Genomic DNA, 22,557 nt, shown 5'->3' with positions numbered 1-22,557 from the left:
TTTTAAAAGACCGATAAGACTAGATAAATACTAGTCTCATCGGTCTAAAAACCAACTCAAAATGTCCTATAGGCCAGCTTTGTCGAATACAGCTTTAATTAAGCGTTTAGTTTCTTCGTAAGATTCGCCAGGCTGAGCTTCGTACTGTTTGTCCAAGTCGAACCAAAGGTTTGGATAGTATTCGTACGGATGAGTTTTGAATAATTCATGAGCATCCTGATCTTCTACCCAGTTAATTTTAATATCTTTGTATTGTGGATTTTCTGCTTTTAATTCGTCAATGGCTTTGAATGCATTTTTGCAATAAGGGCAACCATTTAAGTGGAATCCTAAAATTTCTTTCATAGTTATCTATCCTTTTCGTATTAACAAAATGAAATATTAAAAAGGGGTAGCGGTTACTGTACCGCTACCTTTAGTGTATCATAAAATGCTTCAATATTCAATTTTATAAATATAGAAATATACAGATTTATAGAATTTTACAATTTTTACATGGTTCCTTGGTAAAATTCCAAGAATTGTTTGCTTACGAGTGAAGGCGTATGGCCTTTTACGATAATAAAGCTCTTGTGAAAACCTGTAGATAATTCAGGTAAGCAAATGCGCGACATTTTGCGGCCGTGTACTCTTTCTTGAGAATCCATAGGGATAATGGCAACGGAACGTCCAAGTTGTGCCCATTCGATGGCAGAACTCTTTGTAGTGGTAACAGAGATAACGTTTAAGTTATTAAATAAGCGGCTGGCGCTTTGCATGAGCATGCGCACCGATCCGCCTGATAAACTGAGCGGGCAGCGGGCGATTTCTTCCCAGGTAAGACTGTCTTTTTCTTGATTATTCCAAAAAACATCATTGCGAAATACTGCATAGAGCGATTCAGGTTGCGTACAGAGAATATCGAAGCGACTGGTGTCGACCATTTGTGAATTGCATAAGCCGATTTCTGTGCGACCGTTTAATAATGATTCTGTAACATCGCTCATGAGACCTTCGTAAATCTCATAGTGTACTGACGGATATTTTTGTGAAAAAGCATGTAAGTATTGTTGTATTAGTCCCGTTGAGCGCGATGCTGATGAGCTGATACGTAAGGTCCCTTCTACAGCCGAATTCAGTCGCTTCACATCTTCGTAAGCGGCTTCTTCGATAGCACATAATTGTTGGGCTTTTTCATAGAAGATACGACCCGCTTCGGTGAGACGAAAATTAGCCCCTCGTTGACCGCGTTTTATATACAGGAGGGGCGTACCGAATTCGGCTTCCAAATATTTAAGCTGTTTGCTCAGAGCCGGTTGTGTGATGTGTAAGATGTTGGCTGCCTGAGTCATATTGCCTGTTTGTACCAAGATAATAAAATTGTAATAATATGATGTGTCCATGAGAATCCTCCCTTTGTTTAGTCGGATTGTCATGACATGTAGTTTTGGGCGTACTACTTTATTATATGTTTAATATATATTGTACTATGGTACGATATATTTGTCATTACCCCCATGGGTATAAATCAAAGGCAATGCCTATTCCGTATAGGGCAGCGCCACCATTTTAGATTCCAATAAATCCCACGCTTGTTGACCGTTGGTAAGATTGGTCATGGTTGTTTCCAGTGAATCGACTTTATCGGGATCCACATAAATTAATAGTTTTACCTGTTCCGCAAATTCCGATTCGTAGTGATAAGCCTGTTCTTGTAAAAAGCGTTCAATAGCGCCGTAATAGCTGTAGTCGATAGTAAGTGATACGATTTGGCGCGGCGCGTATAAGGTCTTCGGTGCGTCGTGTATCACTTCGGCCGCACTGTGGGAATAGGCTCTGATGAGTCCGCCGGCACCCAGTTTAATACCGCCGAAATAACGGGTTACTACGATTAAGGTGTTGGTAATGCCCGTTTTTTTCAAAACTTCCAGCATCGGTTTGCCCGCCGTGCCGGACGGCTCGCCGTTATCCGAAGAGCGTTGCTGCTCCTGACCGGGACCCAAGGCGTAGGCCGTGCAGTTGTGGGTAGCGTCCCAAAATTCTTTGTTGATGCGGGCAATACCGGCCTGTGCTTCTTCTTCTGTTTCGCAGGGAATCGCGGTGGCGATGAAGCGGGATTTTTCGACAATATATTCAATACGATGCTCTTTGGCGACCGTAATATACGATTTCATATATACCCCCTGTTAGAAAATCTTTAAAAAAGATTGATAGAGTTTATCAAAATAGTGTTTTTCGATATAGTGTAGCGGCTCAGAGACCGCCTGCAAAGCTTTGTTCAGGCAAGTATTTTTCTTTTACTTTATGATACGGAATTTTTGGGGATTTAACAATACCCCCTTGTTGACGTTTTTAATGAGAAGGTTTAACATAATATACAGATGAAATACCCCCACGGGGTATCCTGAAGGAGATGAAAATCCCTGATGCATTCCGTTAGTACAGCTACTTAAGCGTAACTGTTAAGATAGAAGTAAGGAGGAAACAAGATGCTGACAGATATGGAAGTGGAAAAATTAAGTCGTCGTTTACGTCGTATTAAAGGCCAGGTCGAGGGCATCGAAAAGATGATTGACGATCATCGCTATTGTGTAGAAGTGTTACAACAGATTGGTGCCGTAAGAGCGGCCTTATACCAAGTAGGTCTTCTAATGTTAGAAAGTCATTCTCGTTCATGTGTAGTGGATGCCATCAAAAAAGGCAAGGAAGATGATGCCATTACCGAATTGATGGGCGTGTATAAATCGTTGCATAAATAATGTAACATATATAAATAAAGCATTATGTATTATTGTGTTTTAGATGCTTGTAACGTTATTTGCCGTTAAGAAGATGTAGTATTGAGATAGAGAAAAAGGACGTGTTATATATGAGTCAAAAAAGTAATGAATTTGACATTACCGGCATGCACTGTGCAGCCTGTGTCGGTCGTGTTGAAAAAGTCGTCAGCCGTATGGATGGTGTAGCTGATGTAAAGGTTAACCTCTTAACTCGTAAAGGCAGTGTTACCTATACGGATGACAGCAAGGTAACTCCTGATGATGTAATTAAAGCTATCACGGGCATCGGCTTTGGTGCTACCTTGGCTGAAGAAGGGGTTCAGAAGCTTGAAAAAGTTAATTACAAACCTCAATTATATCGTATGATTATTGCCGCCGTTATGGCTATTCCGATGATGGTCAGCATGATGGGTAACCATTTATTCGGCTGGCCTATGTTGCCTCATTGGGTAGAATTGGTATTGGCTACGGTTGCTCAGTTCGGTCCGGGCCTCGTGTTCTACCAAGGTGCTTGGAGCGCTATTAAGAGCGGTTCCTTGACCATGGATGTGTTGGTTGCATTAGGTACTTCGGTAGCTTACTTATTCAGTATTTACAATATGTATGTAGGCAGTCACGACATGTACTTTGAAACATCCGCATGGCTCATTACCTTCATCTTATTAGGTAAGGTTCTTGAAGAAGTAGCCAAAGGTCGTACGTCCGAAGCGCTTGAAAAATTGATGGGCTTAACACCAAGTATTTCTCACGTGCAGCGTGACGGTCAGTGGGTAGATATCCCAACTGCCGAAGTTCAGGTGGGCGATATTTTACAAGTTCGTGCCGGTGAAAAAGTTCCGGTTGACGGTGTTGTGATTGAAGGTCAATCGGCGGTTAACGAATCCATGTTGACCGGTGAAAGTTTACCGGTTGAAAAAACTGTGGACAGCAAAGTTATCGGTGCTACCGTTAACGAAACCGGTGTTTTCACAATGCGTGCCGAAAAAATCGGTTCCGATACTATGTTATCGCAGATTATTAAAGTCGTAGAAGCAGCCCAGACCTCTAAAGCATCTATTCAGCGTGTAGCCGATGTCGTTGCCGCTTACTTCGTACCGACTGTTATTGCCTTAGCCGTATTAACCTCTCTCGTATGGTACTTCGGTTTTGATTCCACTTGGGGCGTAGCCCTCATGCACGGTACGGCCGTATTGGTTATCGCCTGTCCTTGTGCCTTAGGTTTGGCCACCCCAACCTCGATCATGGTAGGCTCCGGTTTGGGTGCTGAACACGGTATTTTAATTAAGAGTGCCGAATTTCTTGAACGTGCGGGGAAATTAAATGCCATCGTATTGGATAAAACCGGTACTATCACTAAAGGTACCTTGATGGTAAGTAAAACTGTTAACTTCTCCGGTGATGCCAAAGAAAATACCGGTATCATGACCGCTATCGAAGGTTTGACTACCCATCCGATTGCCAAAGCTATGGCCGCTTACGGTACTACTGAATTGGGCAACGGTGTATTGCCGAATGTTACCGGTTTTAAAGAAGTGCCCGGTCATGGTCTTGAAGCTGTGGTAGATAACCAGATGGTTCAATTAGGTCACAGCCGCTGGATGCAGTCCTTAGGGTATATGAATGAAACGATTGAAAAAGCCGTACTCGCCGAAGAAGAACGAGGCGCTTCCGTATCGCTCTTAGCCGTAGGCGGTGAAATCAGAGCGTTATGGGCTGTAGAAGATGAAGTTCGTCCGGAAGTTCCGGAAGTAATTAAGACATTACAGAGTCGCGGCATCGAAGTTTGGATGCTCACCGGTGATAACCGTCGTACCGCTCAATATATAGCCGACAAAGTGGGGATTACCCATGTTATGGCGGAAGTATTGCCTCAAGATAAAGCCGGTAAGATTGATGAATTGCGTAAATCCGGTAAAGTTGTGGGTATGGTTGGTGACGGTATCAATGATGCACCGGCCTTGACTTTGGCTGATATCGGTTTTGCCATCGGTAACGGTACGGATATTGCCGTTGAAGCGGCTGATATCGTGCTTGTTCGTAACGATTTGAACACCTTGGTTCAGGCCGTAACCTTAAGCCGTAAGACAATGACGAATATTCGTCAGAACCTCTTCTGGGCGCTTATTTTTAACAGCCTCGGTATTCCATTGGCCGCTATCGGTATGCTCACGCCAATCGTAGCCGGTACCGCTATGGCTTTCAGCTCCGTAACGGTTGTTACGAATGCCCTTCGTTTAAAAAGAGCTAAACTTAACTGATAATCGGTAACATTGATTTAGGTGGTTTAAAGTGAGGGCAGTAAAAAGTAAAAATAAATAAGACTATGTTGAAGTGAATTCCGTAAATCGAGGTTAATCTTAATTAACCTCGATTTTTCATTATTGGTTAACCTTGTGTTTTTATCTTCAGTTAACATAAAAGAAGATAACAAGTCTGAAACAACGGCATTTATCAATATAGATTAAGGTTCTACTTAATTAAAGACTTTATTACTTTTCGTAATAACAGATATAAAAAGAGGCAATTTTACTAAATGGAGCGAGAGGTATATACTATCTCTAGAGAACGAAGCTGGGGGACTGAAGCGAGCAGTTTTTCAGTCGATTTTCTAATCTCCGTATTAGCGAGCGCTGCAAACTGTACGCTAATAGAGATAAAAATTCAATATTCACTACCGAGAAAGAAAAGCACCACGATGAAGCGAGCATCGTGGTGTTTTTCTGTTTATTTTACTTGTTAAGGAAAAATCCTTGACAGGGCATATTAACTCTGTTAGAATAACGTGTAAAGTTTTTTAGCTTGACACCGTGAAGGAGTGAGTTGACATGGAAGAAAGAGTTTTGATTAGCTTGCTGTTAGACTTCTATGGCGCTCTTTTGACGGAGCGTCAGCGCCAATGTTTGGTTCTGCATCATGAAGATGACATGTCTTTGGCGGAGATTGCCGAGGAAATGGGCGTATCGCGCCAGGCTGTATATGACAATATGCAGCGAGCCAGACAATTATTGGAAATGTATGAAAGCAGGCTGCACTTGGTGGCTCAGTATGAAGAACGAGAACGTTTGATGAGTGCCATGCGTAGTGAATTAGACAGATTGAAAGCAAGTGTGGGTCGAGATGAGTTTCGCACTTCCACCAATATATTATATCAATTAGTTGCACAGATGGAGGGGTAGGATGGCTTTTGAGAATTTAACCCAAAAACTGGAAGAGGCTTTGAAATCCCTAAAAGGTAAAGGTAAAATTGAAGAAGATGATCTGAAGCAAGCCCTGCGTCAAGTGCGCTTAGCCATGATTGAAGCGGACGTAAACTTAGGCGTTGTTAAAGATTTTATCAATAACATTAAAGAAAAAGCCATCGGTCAGGAAATCTACGGGAACTTGAATCCGGTACAGACAGTTATTAAAATCGTTAAAGACGAATTGACCGACCTGTTGGGTGGCGTACAGAGTGGAATTACCATTTCTTCCAAACCGCCGACAGTGATTATGCTGGTTGGTTTGCAAGGGGCCGGTAAAACGACAACGGCCGGTAAATTAGCCGTTTACTTACGTAAGAAAGGTAAGCATCCAATGTTGGTAGCTGCCGACGTGTATCGTCCGGCCGCTATTAAACAGTTGCAGGTAGTTGGTAAACAGATTGATATTCCTGTGTTTGCCGATGAAACGCCGGGTGCCAATCCTGTAAATATTGCGCGTGACGCCATCGCGGCGAGCACGTCCATGCTTAAAGATGTAGTTATTATCGATACGGCCGGTCGTTTGGCGATTGACGAAGTTCTCATGACGGAATTAGTTAACATCAAACAGTCCGTACGACCTCATGAAATTCTCCTCGTTGTAGATGCCATGATTGGTCAGGATGCGGTTCAGACGGCGAAGACTTTTAACGAACGTCTCGGCATTGACGGCGTTGTCATGACGAAGCTTGACGGTGACGCCAAAGGCGGGGCCGCCTTATCCATTAAATCCGTAACCGGTCGCCCCATTAAATTTATGGGTACCAGCGAAAAGATGGACGGTCTCGAAGAATTCAGACCGGAAGGCATGGCATCCCGTATCCTCGACCTCGGTGACTTGGGGGCTTTGATTGATAGAACCAAGGAACTGGTAAATGAGGAAGAAGCGAAAGAGTTGGCCGATAAAATGCGGCGTAACGAATTCACGCTGGATGATTTTCTGAAGCAAATGAACCAAGTCCGTAAAATGGGGAAATTCCAAGATTTATTGGGCTTGATTCCCGGCATGGGCAAAGTTAAAGATCAATTAAAAGATATAGATTTAGATAGTAAAGAAATTCGTCGTATTGAAGCGATTATCCAATCGATGACGCCTCAAGAAAAGACGAATCCTAAAATATTGAACGGCTCTCGCCGTAAACGCATCGCTATGGGCTCCGGCACTCGTGTGCAGGATGTAAACCGCTTAATCAAGCAGTTTGAAGAAGCTCAGAAGATGATGAAAAAAATGGGATCTATGCGTAAAGGTAAAAAAGGTATGTTACCTAAACTGCCAAACTTACCGTTTATGGGTTGATCATAGAAGATATTCTTACAAGGAGGTGAAATATACATGTTAAAAATTCGTTTAACTCGCTTGGGCGCTAAAAAAGCTCCATTCTATCGTATCGTTGTAGCCGATTCCCGTGCTCCTCGTGAAGGTCGTCCGGTAGACACTATCGGTCAGTACGACGCTACTAAGTCCCCGGCTGTTATCAACATTGATGAAGAAAAAGCTTTGACTTGGTTAGGTAATGGTGCACAACCAACCGACACTGTTCGTTCCCTTTTCAAACAGCACGGTGTTATGCAGAAATTTGCTGATGCTAAGAAGTAATTCATAGAGAGGCATACTGTGATGAAAGAATTAATTACATTAATTGCGAAGTCATTGGTTAAGCAGCCTGAAGCCGTTTCTGTTACCGTGACCGTAAAAGGTGATGTGGAAGTCTATGAAGTTCACGTGGCACCTGAAGACATGGGTAAGGTTATTGGAAAGCAGGGCAGAATTGCTAAAGCAATCCGAGCTGTCGCAAAAGCAGCAGCTATTAAAGAAAACAAAAAAATATCCGTTGATATTGTCTAAAGGGTGAGAAAACATGGAAGAAATGACAGTACGTGTTCCTGTAGCTATCAAATCGAAAGTTACAGAAGGGCTCAAAGCTAAGCTTATTGCCGATCTTCAGCAGCGTTTGGATCTTGTTGAACAAGACTTACAGCAAATCGAATTCCAAGCTAAACGTTTACTCAGTGAACAAGCTAAAATCGATGCGCAAGGTCTTATTCAATTACGTCAGCAGATTGAAGAAGAAAAGCAAAAACGTTTAAACTTTAAGGCGGACGTAGCAGCCAAATTAAAGGATGCGGAAAAGCTTGAACTTGGTTCTGAAATTAGTCAGGGCACTATGGAACAGACCATTACGGTTAAAGTTGGGGATGACCTCGATGCTTTAATGGGTTCTGAAATTTTGCTCGAAGACGGCAAAATTGTCGCTTTCCGTAAATAATGGATCGGAATGAGCTGATTACCATAGGCGTTATTGTTGCCCCGCACGGTGTGCGGGGTGATCTTCGTATAATGCCGCAGACCGATTTTCCCGATCGGTTTTTGACGATGGATGCCTGCTACATTGATGGTAAAGAATACCACATCACATCCGCTCGTTATCATAAACAATTTATTTTGGCGACTTTTAAAGAAGTGCCGGATCGTAATGCTGCCGAATTGATGGCTCGCAAGGAAATTCAAGTTCCTCGCGATCAGTTGGTGGAATTGCCGGAAGGTCGTTACTACATTTTTGATATCATCGGCTTAACCGTAGAAGATACAAAGGGCCATGTACTGGGTACCGTGTCCGATGTATTGCAACCGGGTGCCAATGATGTATATGTAGTCAAACAGGAAGGTCAGCCTGATTTATTATTACCTGTGTTGGAACATGTAATTTTAGATATTGATGTTGAAGGCGGTAAGATTATTGCCGACCCGCCGGAATGGATTTAATAGAGCAGCCGAGACTTAGGTGAAGTGGCTTTGGCCGGAAAGGATAATGTGATACTATGAGAATTGACATTATTTCTTTATTCCCTGAGTTCTTTGCTGCTTTTTTTGATCATTCTATTATTAAGCGAGCTATGGCTGCCGAACGCCTTACTATGGAAGTAACGAATCCCCGTGATTTTGCTCACAATAAGCATAATCAAGTGGATGATACACCTTATGGGGGCGGGGCCGGTATGCTCATGATGGCGCCACCCATTTTTGAAGCTGTGGAGCATGTATTGGCAAAAACAGCGGAACAGGTTGATGCACCAGAATCAGCTGAAGCGAACGAACCTGCTCAAGAGCTGCGAAAACGGGTTATTTTCTTGGGGCCTACGGGCACTACTTTTAATCAGGCCAAGGCACGTGAACTGGCGACTTATGACCAGTTGGTACTCATTTGCGGTCATTATGAAGGCGTTGACTATCGCGTGGAAGAGCATTTAATCGATGAAACGATTTCCATCGGCGACTTTGTGCTTACCGGCGGTGAATTGCCGGCCATGGTTGTGGCTGATGCGGTAGCGCGCATGATTCCGGGTGTTCTGGGGGCTGCTTCGGGGGCGATTGAAGATTCCTTCTACAGGCCTATTTTGGAAGGGCCGCAGTACACTAAACCACCGGTTTTTCGCGACTGGGAGGTTCCGGAAGTATTGCGCAGCGGTCATCACAAAAACATAGCTACATGGCGCTTACAGCAGGCCTTATTGCGAACTCGCCGTTTGCGTCCGGATTTATTGGAACGCGAACTTACAGATGATGAAAAACGGGCAATTAAAGAATTGGAAAAACAAGGTCTATGGAAACCATAAACAGGTGGAAATTTCATAGGCCTTTTTTGTATAATGTATGTAATGATAGTTTGACGGACGGCAGGCTTTAAAGGCGCTTACAGCTAAGCCAACTTGATTTACCTGTTTGCCCGAAGTTTACGTTTTTAGAAATGAGGGACTGCTATGAAACCACGCATTGCAATTACGGCCGACACTTATATGGATGCTACGAACAGCACCAATTTACAACGAGCACCGTATGTATCTCGTGAGCTGGTAGAAGTGCTCAGTGCATTGGGATGTATTCCGTTTATTTTACCGGATGTACCGAACGCCATCGGTGAAGACTATTTTGAATTATATGATGGTCTTATTGTTCATGGCGGACCCGATGTAGATCCTCATTTATTCGGTGAAGAACCACGTCGTGAAATCGGTATGGTGAATTATAAACGGGATGTGTTTGAGCGTGAATTGATTCAGGCTACCGTTAAGGTGCGTAAACCCATTTTGGGTATCTGTAAAGGGGCGCAAATCATCAACGTAGCATTAGGCGGTGATTTGTATCAAGACATCAAAACGCAGTGCCCGGATTCGTATATTAAGCATTCCCAAAAAGCGCCCGGCGGTTATCCTACTCACAGTATAACCGTGGCTAAGGACAGCTTTTTACATGCTGTGTTAGGGTTAAATACTTTGGTTAATTCCCGCCATCATCAGGCGATTCGTGAGGTTGCTCCTTCATTGAAAGTAACGGCTACCAGTCCCGACGGCATTGTGGAAGGCATTGAAAACAATGATGCGTCTGTAGTAGGCGTACAGTGGCATCCTGAAAATATGTGGCGTGAACACGAAGATATGTATGCTCTTTTTGAAGCGTTTGTGTCAAAAGTTAAGGAACGCATGTAATACAGGAAAACTTACTTTTAATCATAACGGACTTGTTTTAATAATAGCGGGCTTGAACGATAGTGAAGATGACTCATAGACTGTGATTAATTCGCTAATCTGTTTGGTCTATAGTTCTATAAATGCTATAATAAAAAGATAGATAGTTTTAGAAGGAGATTATTATGCGAATTATAGGTATAGACCCGGGCACCGCTATTTGCGGTTATGGCATTATCGACGTGGACGGCAGTCGGCTGCAACCCGTTGCTTACGGCTGTATTACAACCACGCCGCAGGACACGGATGCCATGCGGCTTGAAATATTATTCAATGATTTAAGTGATATTTTGGAAGAATACCGGCCCGATAAATTTGGCGTAGAACAATTGTTTTTTAATCGCAATGTAACGACCGCCATTGCCGTAGGACAGGCGAGGGGCGTCATTTTATTGGCCGCCAGCCAACGGCGCATCCCTATTTATGAGTATACGCCGCTACAGGTTAAGCAGGCCGTAGTAGGCTATGGTCGTGCAACTAAAGAGCAGGTTATTTATATGACTATGAATATGCTCGGGATTCGTGAAAAAATTAAGCCCGATGATACGGCCGATGCTTTGGCCATTGCCATTTGTACCGCTCACAGCTCCCATGGCGATGACTTACGGCGCCGTTTGCAGTTATAGATTTTGTAGGAGGCAGTAGTTCATGATAGGTTTTCTTCGTGGTATCATTAATCAGATTTTTCAAGGCTCCTGTTTTATTGATGTGCATGGTGTAGGTTATCGCGTATATATTTCAGGAACAACCCGCGATGCGTTAATAGAAGGACAGGAAGCGTTATTATATACTCATATGAGTGTTCGCGAAGATGCGATTCAGCTCTATGGATTTGCTACACAAGACGAATATGATCTTTTTACTTTGCTGATTTCCGTGTCCGGTATCGGGCCGAAAGTGGGGCTCGGTATTTTGTCCGGACTGTCCGTGGATGGCATTAAAGTGGCCATTATGAATGGCGAATTGGGAACACTTACGAAGCTTCCCGGTATCGGTAAAAAATCGGCCGAGCGTTTGGTGCTCGAATTAAAAGATAAAATCGGTAAATTTACGACGGCACCGGCCCCTCAGGCGGCCCTGGATACGGCGGTACATGCTGCGCAAACCGGCATTGCCGGTGAGGCGGCGGAAGCATTAATGGCCTTGGGCTATCGGGAATCGGAATTTGTTGATATACTCACTCAATTGGATAATGGTGAGCGAGATGTGGCGACATTGATACGCGACGTATTATCTGAATTGGGAAAGGGTAGGTAGTCATGAAAGAAGAAATACGTGTGGTTGACAGTCAAAGCCGCGTGGTGGGGAAAGAAGAACAAAGTGGCGACACTTGGCAGTTCTCCTTGCGACCGCGCTACTTGCACGAATACATTGGCCAAACGGATGTAAAAAATAATTTAAAAGTATATATTCAAGCGGCGAAAGAGCGTAAAGAAGCGCTTGACCATGTTTTGTTATACGGACCGCCGGGGCTTGGTAAAACTACCTTGGCCGGCATTATTGCTAATGAAATGGGCGTAAACTTCCGCATTACATCCGGACCGGCCATTGAACGTTCCGGCGATTTGGCGGCGCTCCTCAGTAATTTGCAGGACCATGATGTATTATTCATCGATGAAATACATCGCTTATCCCGTACGGTGGAAGAAGTGTTGTATTCTGCTATGGAAGATTATTCCTTGGATATCATAGTCGGGAAGGGACCAAGCGCCCGTTCGGTGCGCATCGATTTAAGACCGTTTACCTTAGTCGGCGCTACCACTAAGGCGGGAGCCCTTTCGGGACCGTTACGCGATCGTTTCGGTATTATTAATCATTTGGAATATTACAAACAGGATGAGTTGGAATTCATCGTAAAACGGGCGGCGGAAGTATTGAATACAAAGATTACCGATACCGGCGCTGCTGAAATTGCCCGTCGTTCCCGGGGAACCCCGCGTATTGCGAACCGCTTGTTGAAGCGTGTCCGCGATGTGGCGCAAGTGTTGGGGGATGGTGAAATTACCAATATTATTGCCGATGATGCTTTACAGCGTTTAGACATTGATCAATTGGGACTCGATCGGGTAGACCGGGTAATTTTAAAAACAATTATTGAGAAATTTAACGGTGGCCCTGTCGGCATCGATACGATTGCGGCGGCTACCAGTGAAGAGCGCGATACCATCGAAGATGTGTATGAACCGTATTTGATGCAATTGGGCTTTTTGATTCGCACAAGTCGCGGGCGTATGGCGACGCAGTTAGCCTATGACCATTTGGGAATTACCAATCCCAATGCCAATGCGTCTAATCAGGGGGATTTATGAGATTGAGAGCAGTAAATCGTGTAATTTTGGCATCCGTTTTAAGCTGTTTGATGACATCGGTTGCGCCCGTGTGGGCGGCCAGTGTGACGGTCACTAAAGAAGGGTCTGAGTCGACAACGACGACTACGACGATTAAAACACCGATAAAAGAAACTAAATCGACGACAACGGTGGTAACGAAGGCGAATAAAGATACCCATACGGTAACTACGACGAAAACTACTACGATTACTACGAAGTCGGAAAGTAAGAGTGTTGCAAAAGCTACTGATACGAAAAACAATGCTACCGCTTCAAACTCTAAGTCCACGAAAGTGCCGGCCTTTAATACGCCTCAGCAAGCTAATATTCCGGCCATTCGTGTTTTATTGGCGACACGCAGCAGTACTTGGCCTGTAGCCGGCAGCGGCCAGTTGGCGGTGTATACGAGCAATAAATCACCGTTTGCCAAATTTGCCGCTACGGACACCGTAACAATCGGCGTTAAAAATAATAAAGTTACGGTAAATGGTAAAACCGTAGACGGTTCTGCCTATATTAAATCGTGGCAAGGTAATGTGGAAGGCACTATTTTGCTGGATAGTAAACCGTATCGTGGCGCCATTAAAATTGTGCCTACTTCGTCAGGCGGTATGATGCTCATTAATGAAGTATCTATTGAAGAGTATTTGTATGGCGTGGTGCCGGCAGAAGTATCGCCAAGCTGGCCGCAGGAAGCGTTAAAAGCACAGGCCGTAGCAGCGCGTACTTATGCTTTATATAATATGAAACAAAGTGCCGCCAAAGCTTACGATGTGCAGCCAACCACGAATCATCAGGTTTATAATGGTCAGGCTGCCGAATTTAACAGTACCACTAAAGCCGTAGATGATACGAAGGGCATGGTTGTACAGTATAAGGGACAACCTATTGAAGCCTTGTTCCACTCCAATGCCGGCGGTTACACGGAAAACAGTGAAAATGTGTGGGGCAGTAATGTGCCATATTTGCGCGGCGTTAAGGATTATGCCGATTACAAACAAAGCGGCGACAGCTTTGCTTGGACCGTTAAACTTACGCGGGCCGAAATGGAAGCGAAGTTGCGTGCGGCCGGTAAAGATGTGGGCACCCTTAAAGAAATTAAACTCAGTACCTTGCGCCAGCGACCTATGAAATTTGCTGACCGCGGTGTGTCTGGTCGAGTTATGACGGCGGATTTTGTAGGTAATAAAAAGACGCTCACTTTGACGGGCGAGACGATTATGAAAATATTCGGCTTGAAATCCACCTTGTTTGATTTCTACGTAAACGTGAAAGTGCCGTCTACGGCGGATAGTTTTAAAAATCCAAAAGCTTATCACACGTTTAAAAAGGCGACTGATACCGTTTCGATTCGCGGTTATGGCTGGGGCCATGGTTTAGGCTTGTCTCAGTGGGGCGCAGCGGCTATGGCGGCGAAAGCACTTACGTCGGCTAAGGATTATTACAAAACGATTTTAACGCACTATTATACGGGTGTGACTATAGATAAAGCGTATTAATTTGTCTCAATTAGCATGCATAGCTAAGCCTGACAGATAGGAAATACGCGTAATCTCAAAAAACGTATTAACTACAGTTTGAAAGAAGGAAGTTTTACCATGAAGGTAACAGATTTTGATTATGAATTGCCGGAAGAGCTGATTGCTCAGCATCCGGTGGAACCGCGTGATACATCGCGTCTTATGCTCCTTGATAAGGTGACCGGCGAAGTGGCTCACAAGGATCATTTTTATGACATCGTTGACGAATTATCCGACAATGATGTGTTGGTCTTCAACGATACGAAAGTAATTCCCGCTCGTTTATATGGTCATCGACAGGGCAGTGGCGGCAAAGTAGAAGTATTGCTCCTCACGCCTTGTGGTGAAAATAAGTGGGAATGCTTGGTCAAACCGGGTAAAAAATGCCCGATTGGTCAGGAGTTGGTATTCGATGACCGCTTGACCGGTAAAGTATTGGATAAAACAAGCTTTGGCGGTCGTATCATTGAATTTACGGCACAAGGTGTTTTCGACGATATTATTCAGGAAATCGGCGAAATGCCGTTGCCGCCATATATCCATGAAAAATTAGAAGATAAAGACCGTTATCAGACGGTGTATGCTCGTGAAAAAGGTTCGGCTGCCGCACCTACGGCGGGGCTTCATTTTACGCCGGAATTATTGGAACGCTTAAAAGCCAAAGGTGTTACTTTGGCCTTTGTAACCCTTCATGTAGGGCTCGGTACGTTCCGTCCCGTTTCGGAAGAAACGATTGAAGACCATGAAATGCACAGTGAATATTATGTGGTAACGGCGGAAACGGCTAAAATTATTAATGACGCTAAAGCCGCCGGTAAGCGCATTGTGGCTGTAGGGACTACTTCGGTGCGTACCTTGGAATCGGCCACGAAGAATGGCGTTCTTCAGGCCGGTCACGATTGGACGCAGATTTTCATCTATCCCGGCTATGAATATAAGATGGTAGATGCTCTTATAACGAATTTTCATCTTCCTCAATCAACGTTACTCATGCTCATTAGTGCGTTGGCGGGCAGAGAGCATTGCTTAGCTGCTTATAAAGAAGCGGTTAAGGAACGGTATCGCTTCTTCAGCTTTGGCGATGCCATGTTTATTCGCTAACAGATTGGCGACATAACATACTTCGCTTGATTGTTAACAGTCAGGCAACGCGATGTTATGTTTATTCGTTAAATATTTTGTGCTATAATATGTACTTGACAGGTTGCAACTAGATAGGAGGATATGCTTGGTTATTACCTATGAATTACAAAAAGAATGTCCCCATACCGGTGCACGGGCGGGGCTTTTACATACGCCGCACGGTACATTTAAAACACCTATGTTTATGCCGGTAGGCACACAGGCAACGGTTAAAACCATGTCGCCGGAAGAATTAAAAGAGATGGGCGCCCAGATTATTTTGAGCAATACCTATCATTTGTTCTTGCGTCCCGGTCCGGACCTTGTAGAAGAGGCGGGCGGTTTACATCGCTTTATGAATTGGGATGGCGGTATCCTGACCGACAGTGGCGGGTTCCAGGTTTTCAGTCTCGGTGATTTGCGTAAAATTACCGAAGAAGGGGTAGCCTTCCGTTCCCACATCGATGGTTCCAAGAAGTTTTTATCACCTGAAATTGCTACTAAAGTACAGGAGCAATTAGGTGCCGATATAGCGATGGCTTTTGATGAATGTATTCCGTATCCGGCTGATTATGCCTATGCGGATCGTTCTACGGCGCGTACCACTCGTTGGGCGGAGCGTTGCCGCAAGGCGCACACATCGCCGACCCAAGGCATGTTCGGTATCGTTCAGGGCGGTATGTATAAAGATTTACGAACCCGTAGTGCCAAAGAATTGGTGGCTATGGACTTTGACGGTTACAGTATCGGCGGTTTATCCGTTGGGGAACCGCACGATTTGATGTACGATATCTTGGATCACACAACGCCATTATTACCGACTAATAAGGCTCGTTATTTGATGGGCGTTGGCACACCGGATTGTTTGGTGGAAGGTGTGGCTCGCGGGGTAGACATGTTTGACTGCGTATTCCCGACGCGTGTAGCGCGTAACGGTATGGCCATGACTCATAATGGTCGTGTAGTTATTAAAAACGCTACGTACGCTCATGATTGGGGCCCGTTGGAAGACGGCTGTCAGTGCTATACTTGCCGCAATTATTCTCGTGCTTATATTCGACATTTATACAAGGCGGAAGAAATTTTGGCTTTCCGTTTGGTGTCGTATCATAATTTGTATTTCTTATTGAATTTCATGCGTCAAATGCGCGCCGCTATTTTGGAAGACCGATTCCCGGCTTTTCGTGATGAATTTTGGGCCGGTTATAAAAAATAGGGGACACTAGACGTTGAAAGATATATATGTTTTTTTGGAGGTGAACAGACAGTGGCAGATTTAGAACAGTTATTTCAAGCCGGTTGGCCGATATTATTAATGGTTGTAATTTTCTATTTCCTTTTATATCGTCCACAGAAAAAGCAACAGAAAGCTCGTAACGAACTTTTGAACAGTTTGAAAAAAGGTCAGAAAATTGTGACTATCGGTGGTATTTACGGTACAATCAATGCTTTGACTGACGATGCAATTATGCTTCAAATCGCTGAAAAAGTTGAAATCAAATTAGCTCGTTCCAGCGTAGCTCATGTGCTTGGCAAAGATGACAAATAATATGGATAAGCATACAATGCGCCTTGCTTTTAAAGCAAGGCGCCAAGCCATGTCTGACAGTGAATGCAAAACGCGGGCTGAGGCACTGTGCAAACACATTATGGAATCAGCCGAATATAAAAAAGCTCACTCCGTAATGGCCTATTTGGCGATGCCGAAAGAGGCTAATCTTGATACTCTGGTTGCACATGCTTTGGCAGATGGCAAAGCGGTCTTTGTGCCGGTTTGCGTATCTAAAACCGAAATGATTGCAGCTCGGTTAACACGCCTTGATGACGTGAAAACAGGCGTCCTTCATATACGCATTCCTAATGAACCTTATGAAACGGCGGCGCCTAATGAACTGGATTTAATTTTAGTTCCCGGCGTAGCTTTTGATACCAAAGGTGGCCGTATGGGGATGGGGGCCGGTTATTATGACCGATTTTTGGCGAAAGTCCCTAAAGAACGCTTAATCGGCGTTGCTTGGGACATCCAAGTTGTATCCGATGAGATTCCTATGGAAGCGCATGATAAACGCCTCGCCGGGTTAATTACGGACGAGCGCGTTTTAACATTTAAATAATTATGTATCTTAATTATGTGAAATCATTTTATACTGCTATTACGTTTCAATTTATTGACGAATAGTGGCTGCCCTGGCGATTTAAGGAGGGGGAATTTTTTTGAACGGGAAGGCACTTGCAAAATTTCTTGCAGTTATTGTCTTGATCTTTGCAGCCTTTATTTATTTTATTGGGCCTTTGGCACAATCGATAAAACAAGGTCTTGACTTGCAAGGTGGTACTCACATTGTTCTCGAAGCAGAAGATGCGGGTGAGAACAAAGTAACTGATGATGCGGTAGAACGAGCCAGACAGATTCTTGAACGTCGTATCAACGAAATGGGTTTGGCTGAACCATTAATTCAGCGTGAAGGTAAAAAACGTATCATTATCGAATTACCGGGTGTTAAAGATCCGGACCAAGCCATTAAAACCATTGGTAAAACAGCGGTTATGGAATTTAAGGATGAAAATGGCACAGTTCATTTAACCGGTAATGATTTAAAAGATGCGAAAGAACAGATCGGTCAGAATAAGCAGTTCATGGTAGCTATTGAGTTTACCGATGAAGGGGCTAAGAAATTCGCTGATTTGACAACTATGAATGTGGGTCGTCACATCGGGATTTATCTTGATGGAGAACAATTAACAAACCCTGTAGTTAACGAACCGATTACAGGCGGTAAAGCCGTAATCACCGGTAGTAAGACGTTAGATGAAGCTAAAAACCTTGCGATTTTGCTTCGTTCCGGTGCATTGCCTGTAAAAGTTAATGTATTGGAAGTTCGTACCGTAGGTCCGACACTTGGTCAGGACTCCAAAGATAAGTCGGTAACAGCCTTTGCCGTAGGTATCGGTCTTATCGTAGCGTTTATGTTGGTATTGTACCGTGTATCCGGTTTCGTAGCGACCACAGCGCTTCTCATTTACGTATTATTATTGTTGGCCGTATTGCATTTCTTGCAGGCGACCTTAACCCTGCCGGGGATTGCCGGTATTATCCTCTCCATGGGCGTCGCGGTGGATGCGAATATCCTGATTTTCGAACGCTTTAAAGAAGAAGTTCAGGTTGGTAAAACTTTGCGCATGTCTATGGAGTCCGGTTTCCGTCGTGCCCTCGCCACAATCGTGGATGCGAACATGTCCGTTATGATTACGGCTGCCATCTTGTTTGTGCTTGGTTCCGGTCCGGTGCGTGGTTTCGCTATCACCCTCGGTCTCGGTGTTGCTATCAGTATGGTTACGGCCGTATTTGTAAGCCGTTATTTATTGCGGATGTTGATTGAATGTAATTTGACGAATCATCCGTTCTGGTATGGTGCTAATGTGTCGCCAACCGCAACCATGGAACTTTACAAGAAAGGAGGCAAAAAATAATGCGTTTTGACGTTATTAAACACCATCGTTGGTGGTTCACTTTGTCTTCTCTCTTGGTTATTGCCAGTCTTGTGTCTATCTTCGTACGCGGTTTTAACTTCGGTATCGACTATACCGGTGGTACCATTGTAGAAGTAGTATTTAATCAGCCGGTACAGGTTGCGCAAGTTCGTGAAGATTTGAAACAGTTCAACTTGGAAAATGCCGTTATTCAGTTGTCCGGCGAAAGCAATGAAACATCCGGTAAGGACGTTATCATTCGTACCCGTAACCTCGATGCCAATGAAAGCGCAGCCATTGTTGAAAGCTTAAATAAAAATGTAGGCCAGAATGAAGTAAAACGTGTGGAATCCGTAGGGGCCGTTATCGGCTCGGAAGTTACGGAACATGCGCTCATTAACTTGGCGATTGCCTTCTTGGTATTGGCTGCTTACATTTCATTCCGTTTTGAATATAAGATTGCCTTCTCCTCGTTGGCTGCTATTTTCCATGACCTTATCATGGTACTCGGCGTATTTTCCTTCTTCCAGTTGGAAATCGATGCGTCCTTCTTGGCCGCTATTTTGACGGTAATCGGTTACTCCATGAACGAATCGGTAGTTATCTTCGACCGTATTCGTGAAAACACACATACCCACAAACGTTCCGATACCTTTGCGGACTTGGCGAATGCAAGTATTGCGCAAAGTATTCACCGTAGTTGCTATACTTTAACAACAGTATTGTTTGCTTGTTGTTCGCTCTACTTCTTCGGTGGCGATACAACTAAAAACTTTGCTCTCTGTATGATTGTCGGTTTCGTAAGTGGTGCGTACTCTTCCATTTGCGTAGCTACTTCTATTTGGGCTATTTGGAAGAGCAGCAACAAAAAAGATATGCGTAATGCCGTTAAAGCTAATTAATTGTAATACATAAAATTAGTGTGGCTATATAATGCGAACGGTAGTATAATCGTATAAGTAATATAATTAACACAGTAGTCTTTCGAGGCTACTGTGTTTTATTTGTACTTTATGAGTTACCGAAAAGAACGGGACTCATTAAATATAGCCAAAAGCATAACTGTGATATGACAACCAAGTTTTAATAGTCTTTCGTTAGGGAATACTATACTGGCGTGATAATAGCGAAAAAGGAAGGAGATGTCTATGGGTCAGGACGGACAAAAAAATAGTACTCAACAAACTAATGCAGGGAGTACTCATGATATGGGGGATATGATGTCAACGAATCAACAGCAGGCAACGGAAGAAGGCAAAATCTGGTCAGCAGAATTCCTTGGCTGTGGGTTAAGTAGTTGTCTCTACTATATGAGCCAATATATATTGATTGCGGGTTTACCTTTGATTATTACAGGGGGCTACGGCGGGACTGCCTTCCAAGCCGGTATGGCTATGACGTATTTCCAGATCGGTACGATTCTTTGTCGTCCCTTTGCCGGTGAAATCATCGACGGTTTTGACAAGCGGAAGGTCTTGTTTGCGACGACCGGGATTTTCCTGCTCATTATGATAGCGTTTAATTTTACACAGTCTATGGATTTAATCTTCTTTTTACGTTTATTGCACGGTATGATTTTTGCTGTCGGTACGACGGCGGTAGCGGCGGTGGCCGTTTTGGTACTGCCAAAACATCGTAAAGGGGAAGGAATTGGTTATTTTTCTGTATTCGTTAATGTAGCCATGGTTGTCGGACCGTTTTTAGGGCTGACCATTCTGGATTTGTGGGATAAGAATGCCTATTTTATCTTTTTAAGTCTTTGTGCCTTGTTGAGTTTTTATGTGGTAAATCGTAAACAGCTCGATGAGTCTTTGGCTTTGCCGCAATTGGCAAAAAAACGTCCTTGGAATTTTGATCGTTTCTTTGAGCGCACTACCTTGCCATGGGCTATTATCGGTGTTTTTATCAGTTTTACCTATTCCGGTGTACTGGTTTTCGTACCGATTATGCTCACTGAGATGGGTCAGGGCACAATGGCCAGTATCTTTTTTGTATTATATGCCTTAACCATTGTAGTGACCCGTCCGTGGGTAGGTCGTGCTTTTGACCAGTTAGGTGCCAATATATTAATTTATCCGGGTTTTCTTCTTTATGGTATTGGCATTGTCATATTAAGTCTGGCTACTACGCCATGGTGGATTATTGCATCAGCACCGATTATCGGTCTCGGCTATGGTGCCATTAGTCCGGCCTTCCAAACTTTAGGCGTTCAAGCGGCCGCTCCGGAACGAGCCGGTGCGGCTAATGCAACGTACTTCTTGTCGTTGGACATTGGTGTAGGTTTAGGCTCAGCTCTTTTGAGTTTAGTCATCGGCTGGGTCGGCTTTGAATTGATGTATCAACTTAATGCTGCCATCGCCATTGTGGGGCTTCTAATTTATCACTTCTATGTGAAACGTTTTTATCAACGTTTGGCGTAAAATATAATAGTTATAATCAATAAACCGCAACATTAGATAATAGTTATATTACTAATTGTTGCGGTTTTTGTTGTATAACGAGTTGTCATCGTATTTAGTATTAAGCTATATATCAGTTATGGCTTCTTTTTTTATAACTACACATTATGCTTAATCACTTTTTGAGATAAAATTTAGAAAATTAGTTGATGAAGTTGATTTTTTACTATATTATATTTAGTAGAGAATCATTTTCTATTTTGTGTTAGTGTATAGTTATTTTGAAAAAGAGGTGGAGCGTATGAAAATTTGGAAAAGTGCAGTTTTAACGTTAGGTGTATTGGGCATGTTAAACTTGGGTGGTACATTTGAAGTAAATGCAGCTGATTGGTACTACTTGGGTGAAAATACTGAAGGCGAACAATACTCGGTAGATAATAGCTCGGTTGTAAAAGATGATCGAGTAGCTACCATGTGGATTCGTGTAAATGAAACTAATGGCGAACATTATTTAGAGTTGGTTCGTATAAATCGTATTAACTACACTATGCAAACATTAGATGTAAAACCTTTCCATGCTGATGGCACGCCATATGCAGCGGACGAGTTTTATTTTGATAATACCGTAGATACAATTCCGGAAGGCAGTATGGGTGAAGAGTTGTTCTACCTCGTGTGGGGGAAGAAATAGTTTCTTACGCACAGCAATGTACAGAATACAATAAAGTAAATTATTAAGAATACATAGCCGATTGCCTGTGGGGCGTCGGCTATTATATTTCTTATTTTAAAATTTTTTGAAAAAATTTTAAAATAGGGGTTGACGTAATCCGCAATAATTTGGTAAGATAATCAAGTCGTCAGTTGAAGACGACAAACAACACAGAGTGTTGTGAGTAGCCTGAATGTTTAAATCTCGTAAATAACTTGTAAAAAAGTTGTTGACAGAATAAAACAACGGTGTTACAATATAAAAACCGTCAGAGATGACGGTGACTGAATCGCAAATCTGAAATGCACTAAGTGCAATGAAGATTAAGCGAGCAGATCTTTGAAAATTGAACAATGTAAGGTAATCATTTTTAACGAAATGAACATAGCCAGAGTGCGGGTTTCAACAACGTTGAAACCAACCAAATAAATTCTAGGTCAGATAACTTCGGTTAAGCTGACAAACAACGAAAACGAGCTAG

25 protein-coding genes are annotated in these 22,557 nt (G+C 43.4%); 22 read left to right on the top strand and 3 right to left on the bottom strand.

Features of this window, described 5'->3' with window-relative positions; genetic code table 11:
- Positions 1-66: 66 nt before the first annotated feature.
- From EO124_RS09790 to EO124_RS09780, 3 genes are all read right to left on the bottom strand, one after another.
- Complete coding sequence (locus EO124_RS09790) at positions 67-345, bottom strand: thioredoxin domain-containing protein (protein WP_127059350.1); 279 nt, start codon at positions 343-345, stop codon at positions 67-69.
- A gap of 146 nt (positions 346-491) precedes the next feature.
- Positions 492-1,382, bottom strand: a complete 891-nt coding sequence (locus EO124_RS09785; RefSeq protein WP_127059349.1) for a LysR family transcriptional regulator — start codon at positions 1,380-1,382, stop codon at positions 492-494.
- Between the two features lie 138 nt (positions 1,383-1,520).
- The gene (locus EO124_RS09780) at positions 1,521-2,153 is read right to left on the bottom strand and encodes a YigZ family protein (RefSeq protein WP_127059348.1); all 633 of its coding nucleotides are present in this window, start codon (positions 2,151-2,153) and stop codon (positions 1,521-1,523) included.
- A gap of 315 nt (positions 2,154-2,468) precedes the next feature.
- Between EO124_RS09780 and EO124_RS09775 the strand changes: the two genes are divergently transcribed.
- The 22 genes from EO124_RS09775 to EO124_RS09670 all read left to right on the top strand — a co-directional run bounded on the left by EO124_RS09775 (position 2,469) and on the right by EO124_RS09670 (position 22,055).
- Positions 2,469-2,738, top strand: coding sequence for a metal-sensitive transcriptional regulator (locus tag EO124_RS09775; RefSeq protein WP_127059347.1), 270 nt, complete (start codon positions 2,469-2,471; stop codon positions 2,736-2,738).
- A 110-nt stretch (positions 2,739-2,848) separates the two neighbouring features.
- Positions 2,849-5,017, top strand: a complete 2,169-nt coding sequence (locus EO124_RS09770; RefSeq protein ID WP_127059346.1) for a heavy metal translocating P-type ATPase — start codon at positions 2,849-2,851, stop codon at positions 5,015-5,017.
- A 567-nt stretch (positions 5,018-5,584) separates the two neighbouring features.
- Positions 5,585-5,935 (top strand): putative DNA-binding protein, encoded by a 351-nt coding sequence (locus EO124_RS09765; RefSeq protein WP_127059345.1) that lies wholly within the window; start codon positions 5,585-5,587, stop codon positions 5,933-5,935.
- Position 5,936: 1 nt separating this feature from the next.
- A complete protein-coding gene (gene ffh, locus EO124_RS09760; RefSeq protein WP_021840929.1) occupies positions 5,937-7,295 on the top strand; it encodes a signal recognition particle protein in 1,359 nt (452 codons plus the stop codon).
- Positions 7,296-7,331: 36 nt separating this feature from the next.
- Entirely contained in the window at positions 7,332-7,595 is a 264-nt protein-coding gene (gene rpsP, locus EO124_RS09755; RefSeq protein WP_021840930.1) for a 30S ribosomal protein S16, read from the top strand.
- Between the two features lie 21 nt (positions 7,596-7,616).
- The gene (locus tag EO124_RS09750) at positions 7,617-7,844 is read left to right on the top strand and encodes a KH domain-containing protein (RefSeq protein ID WP_006556455.1); all 228 of its coding nucleotides are present in this window, start codon (positions 7,617-7,619) and stop codon (positions 7,842-7,844) included.
- A gap of 13 nt (positions 7,845-7,857) precedes the next feature.
- Positions 7,858-8,265, top strand: a complete 408-nt coding sequence (locus EO124_RS09745; protein WP_021840931.1) for a YlqD family protein — start codon at positions 7,858-7,860, stop codon at positions 8,263-8,265.
- Complete coding sequence (gene rimM, locus EO124_RS09740; RefSeq protein ID WP_021840932.1) at positions 8,265-8,762, top strand: ribosome maturation factor RimM; 498 nt, start codon at positions 8,265-8,267, stop codon at positions 8,760-8,762. Before EO124_RS09745 ends, rimM begins: the two co-directional genes overlap by 1 nt.
- Before the next feature lie 56 nt (positions 8,763-8,818).
- Positions 8,819-9,613 (top strand): tRNA (guanosine(37)-N1)-methyltransferase TrmD, encoded by a 795-nt coding sequence (gene trmD, locus EO124_RS09735; protein ID WP_127059344.1) that lies wholly within the window; start codon positions 8,819-8,821, stop codon positions 9,611-9,613.
- Positions 9,614-9,757: 144 nt separating this feature from the next.
- Positions 9,758-10,483: a gamma-glutamyl-gamma-aminobutyrate hydrolase family protein gene (locus EO124_RS09730; protein WP_127059343.1), complete on the top strand. Its 726-nt coding sequence runs from the start codon at positions 9,758-9,760 to the stop codon at positions 10,481-10,483.
- 164 nt (positions 10,484-10,647) lie between these two features.
- A complete protein-coding gene (gene ruvC / locus EO124_RS09725) occupies positions 10,648-11,148 on the top strand; it encodes a crossover junction endodeoxyribonuclease RuvC (protein WP_021840935.1) in 501 nt (166 codons plus the stop codon).
- A 22-nt stretch (positions 11,149-11,170) separates the two neighbouring features.
- Positions 11,171-11,779, top strand: coding sequence for a Holliday junction branch migration protein RuvA (gene ruvA / locus EO124_RS09720; RefSeq protein WP_127059342.1), 609 nt, complete (start codon positions 11,171-11,173; stop codon positions 11,777-11,779).
- Positions 11,780-11,781: 2 nt separating this feature from the next.
- Positions 11,782-12,831: a Holliday junction branch migration DNA helicase RuvB gene (gene ruvB / locus EO124_RS09715; RefSeq protein ID WP_127059341.1), complete on the top strand. Its 1,050-nt coding sequence runs from the start codon at positions 11,782-11,784 to the stop codon at positions 12,829-12,831.
- Positions 12,828-14,351, top strand: coding sequence for a SpoIID/LytB domain-containing protein (locus tag EO124_RS09710; RefSeq protein ID WP_241230707.1), 1,524 nt, complete (start codon positions 12,828-12,830; stop codon positions 14,349-14,351). The genes ruvB and EO124_RS09710 overlap by 4 nt, the downstream gene beginning before the upstream one ends.
- A 99-nt stretch (positions 14,352-14,450) precedes the next feature.
- A complete protein-coding gene (gene queA / locus EO124_RS09705) occupies positions 14,451-15,473 on the top strand; it encodes a tRNA preQ1(34) S-adenosylmethionine ribosyltransferase-isomerase QueA (RefSeq protein WP_127059340.1) in 1,023 nt (340 codons plus the stop codon).
- Between the two features lie 127 nt (positions 15,474-15,600).
- Entirely contained in the window at positions 15,601-16,710 is a 1,110-nt protein-coding gene (gene tgt / locus EO124_RS09700; protein WP_127059339.1) for a tRNA guanosine(34) transglycosylase Tgt, read from the top strand.
- A gap of 51 nt (positions 16,711-16,761) precedes the next feature.
- Entirely contained in the window at positions 16,762-17,043 is a 282-nt protein-coding gene (gene yajC / locus EO124_RS09695; protein ID WP_021840941.1) for a preprotein translocase subunit YajC, read from the top strand.
- Position 17,044: 1 nt separating this feature from the next.
- The gene (locus tag EO124_RS09690; RefSeq protein ID WP_241230706.1) at positions 17,045-17,608 is read left to right on the top strand and encodes a 5-formyltetrahydrofolate cyclo-ligase; all 564 of its coding nucleotides are present in this window, start codon (positions 17,045-17,047) and stop codon (positions 17,606-17,608) included.
- Between the two features lie 100 nt (positions 17,609-17,708).
- Positions 17,709-18,965 carry a protein translocase subunit SecD gene (gene secD, locus EO124_RS09685; protein WP_127059338.1) on the top strand — a complete coding sequence of 419 codons (1,257 nt, stop codon included), beginning with the start codon at positions 17,709-17,711 and terminating at the stop codon, positions 18,963-18,965.
- Positions 18,965-19,867, top strand: a complete 903-nt coding sequence (gene secF / locus EO124_RS09680) for a protein translocase subunit SecF (RefSeq protein ID WP_127059337.1) — start codon at positions 18,965-18,967, stop codon at positions 19,865-19,867. The genes secD and secF overlap by 1 nt, the downstream gene beginning before the upstream one ends.
- A 246-nt stretch (positions 19,868-20,113) precedes the next feature.
- Positions 20,114-21,385 (top strand): MFS transporter, encoded by a 1,272-nt coding sequence (locus EO124_RS09675; RefSeq protein WP_241230705.1) that lies wholly within the window; start codon positions 20,114-20,116, stop codon positions 21,383-21,385.
- 280 nt (positions 21,386-21,665) lie between these two features.
- Entirely contained in the window at positions 21,666-22,055 is a 390-nt protein-coding gene (locus EO124_RS09670) for a hypothetical protein (protein WP_127059336.1), read from the top strand.
- Positions 22,056-22,557: the final 502 nt, after the last annotated feature.

The organism is Veillonella ratti (assembly GCF_003992115.1).
Lineage (GTDB): Bacteria > Bacillota > Negativicutes > Veillonellales > Veillonellaceae > Veillonella_A > Veillonella_A ratti.
The sequence above is the reverse complement of the archived record's forward strand: the minus strand, read 5'-3'. Positions and strand labels throughout refer to the sequence as shown.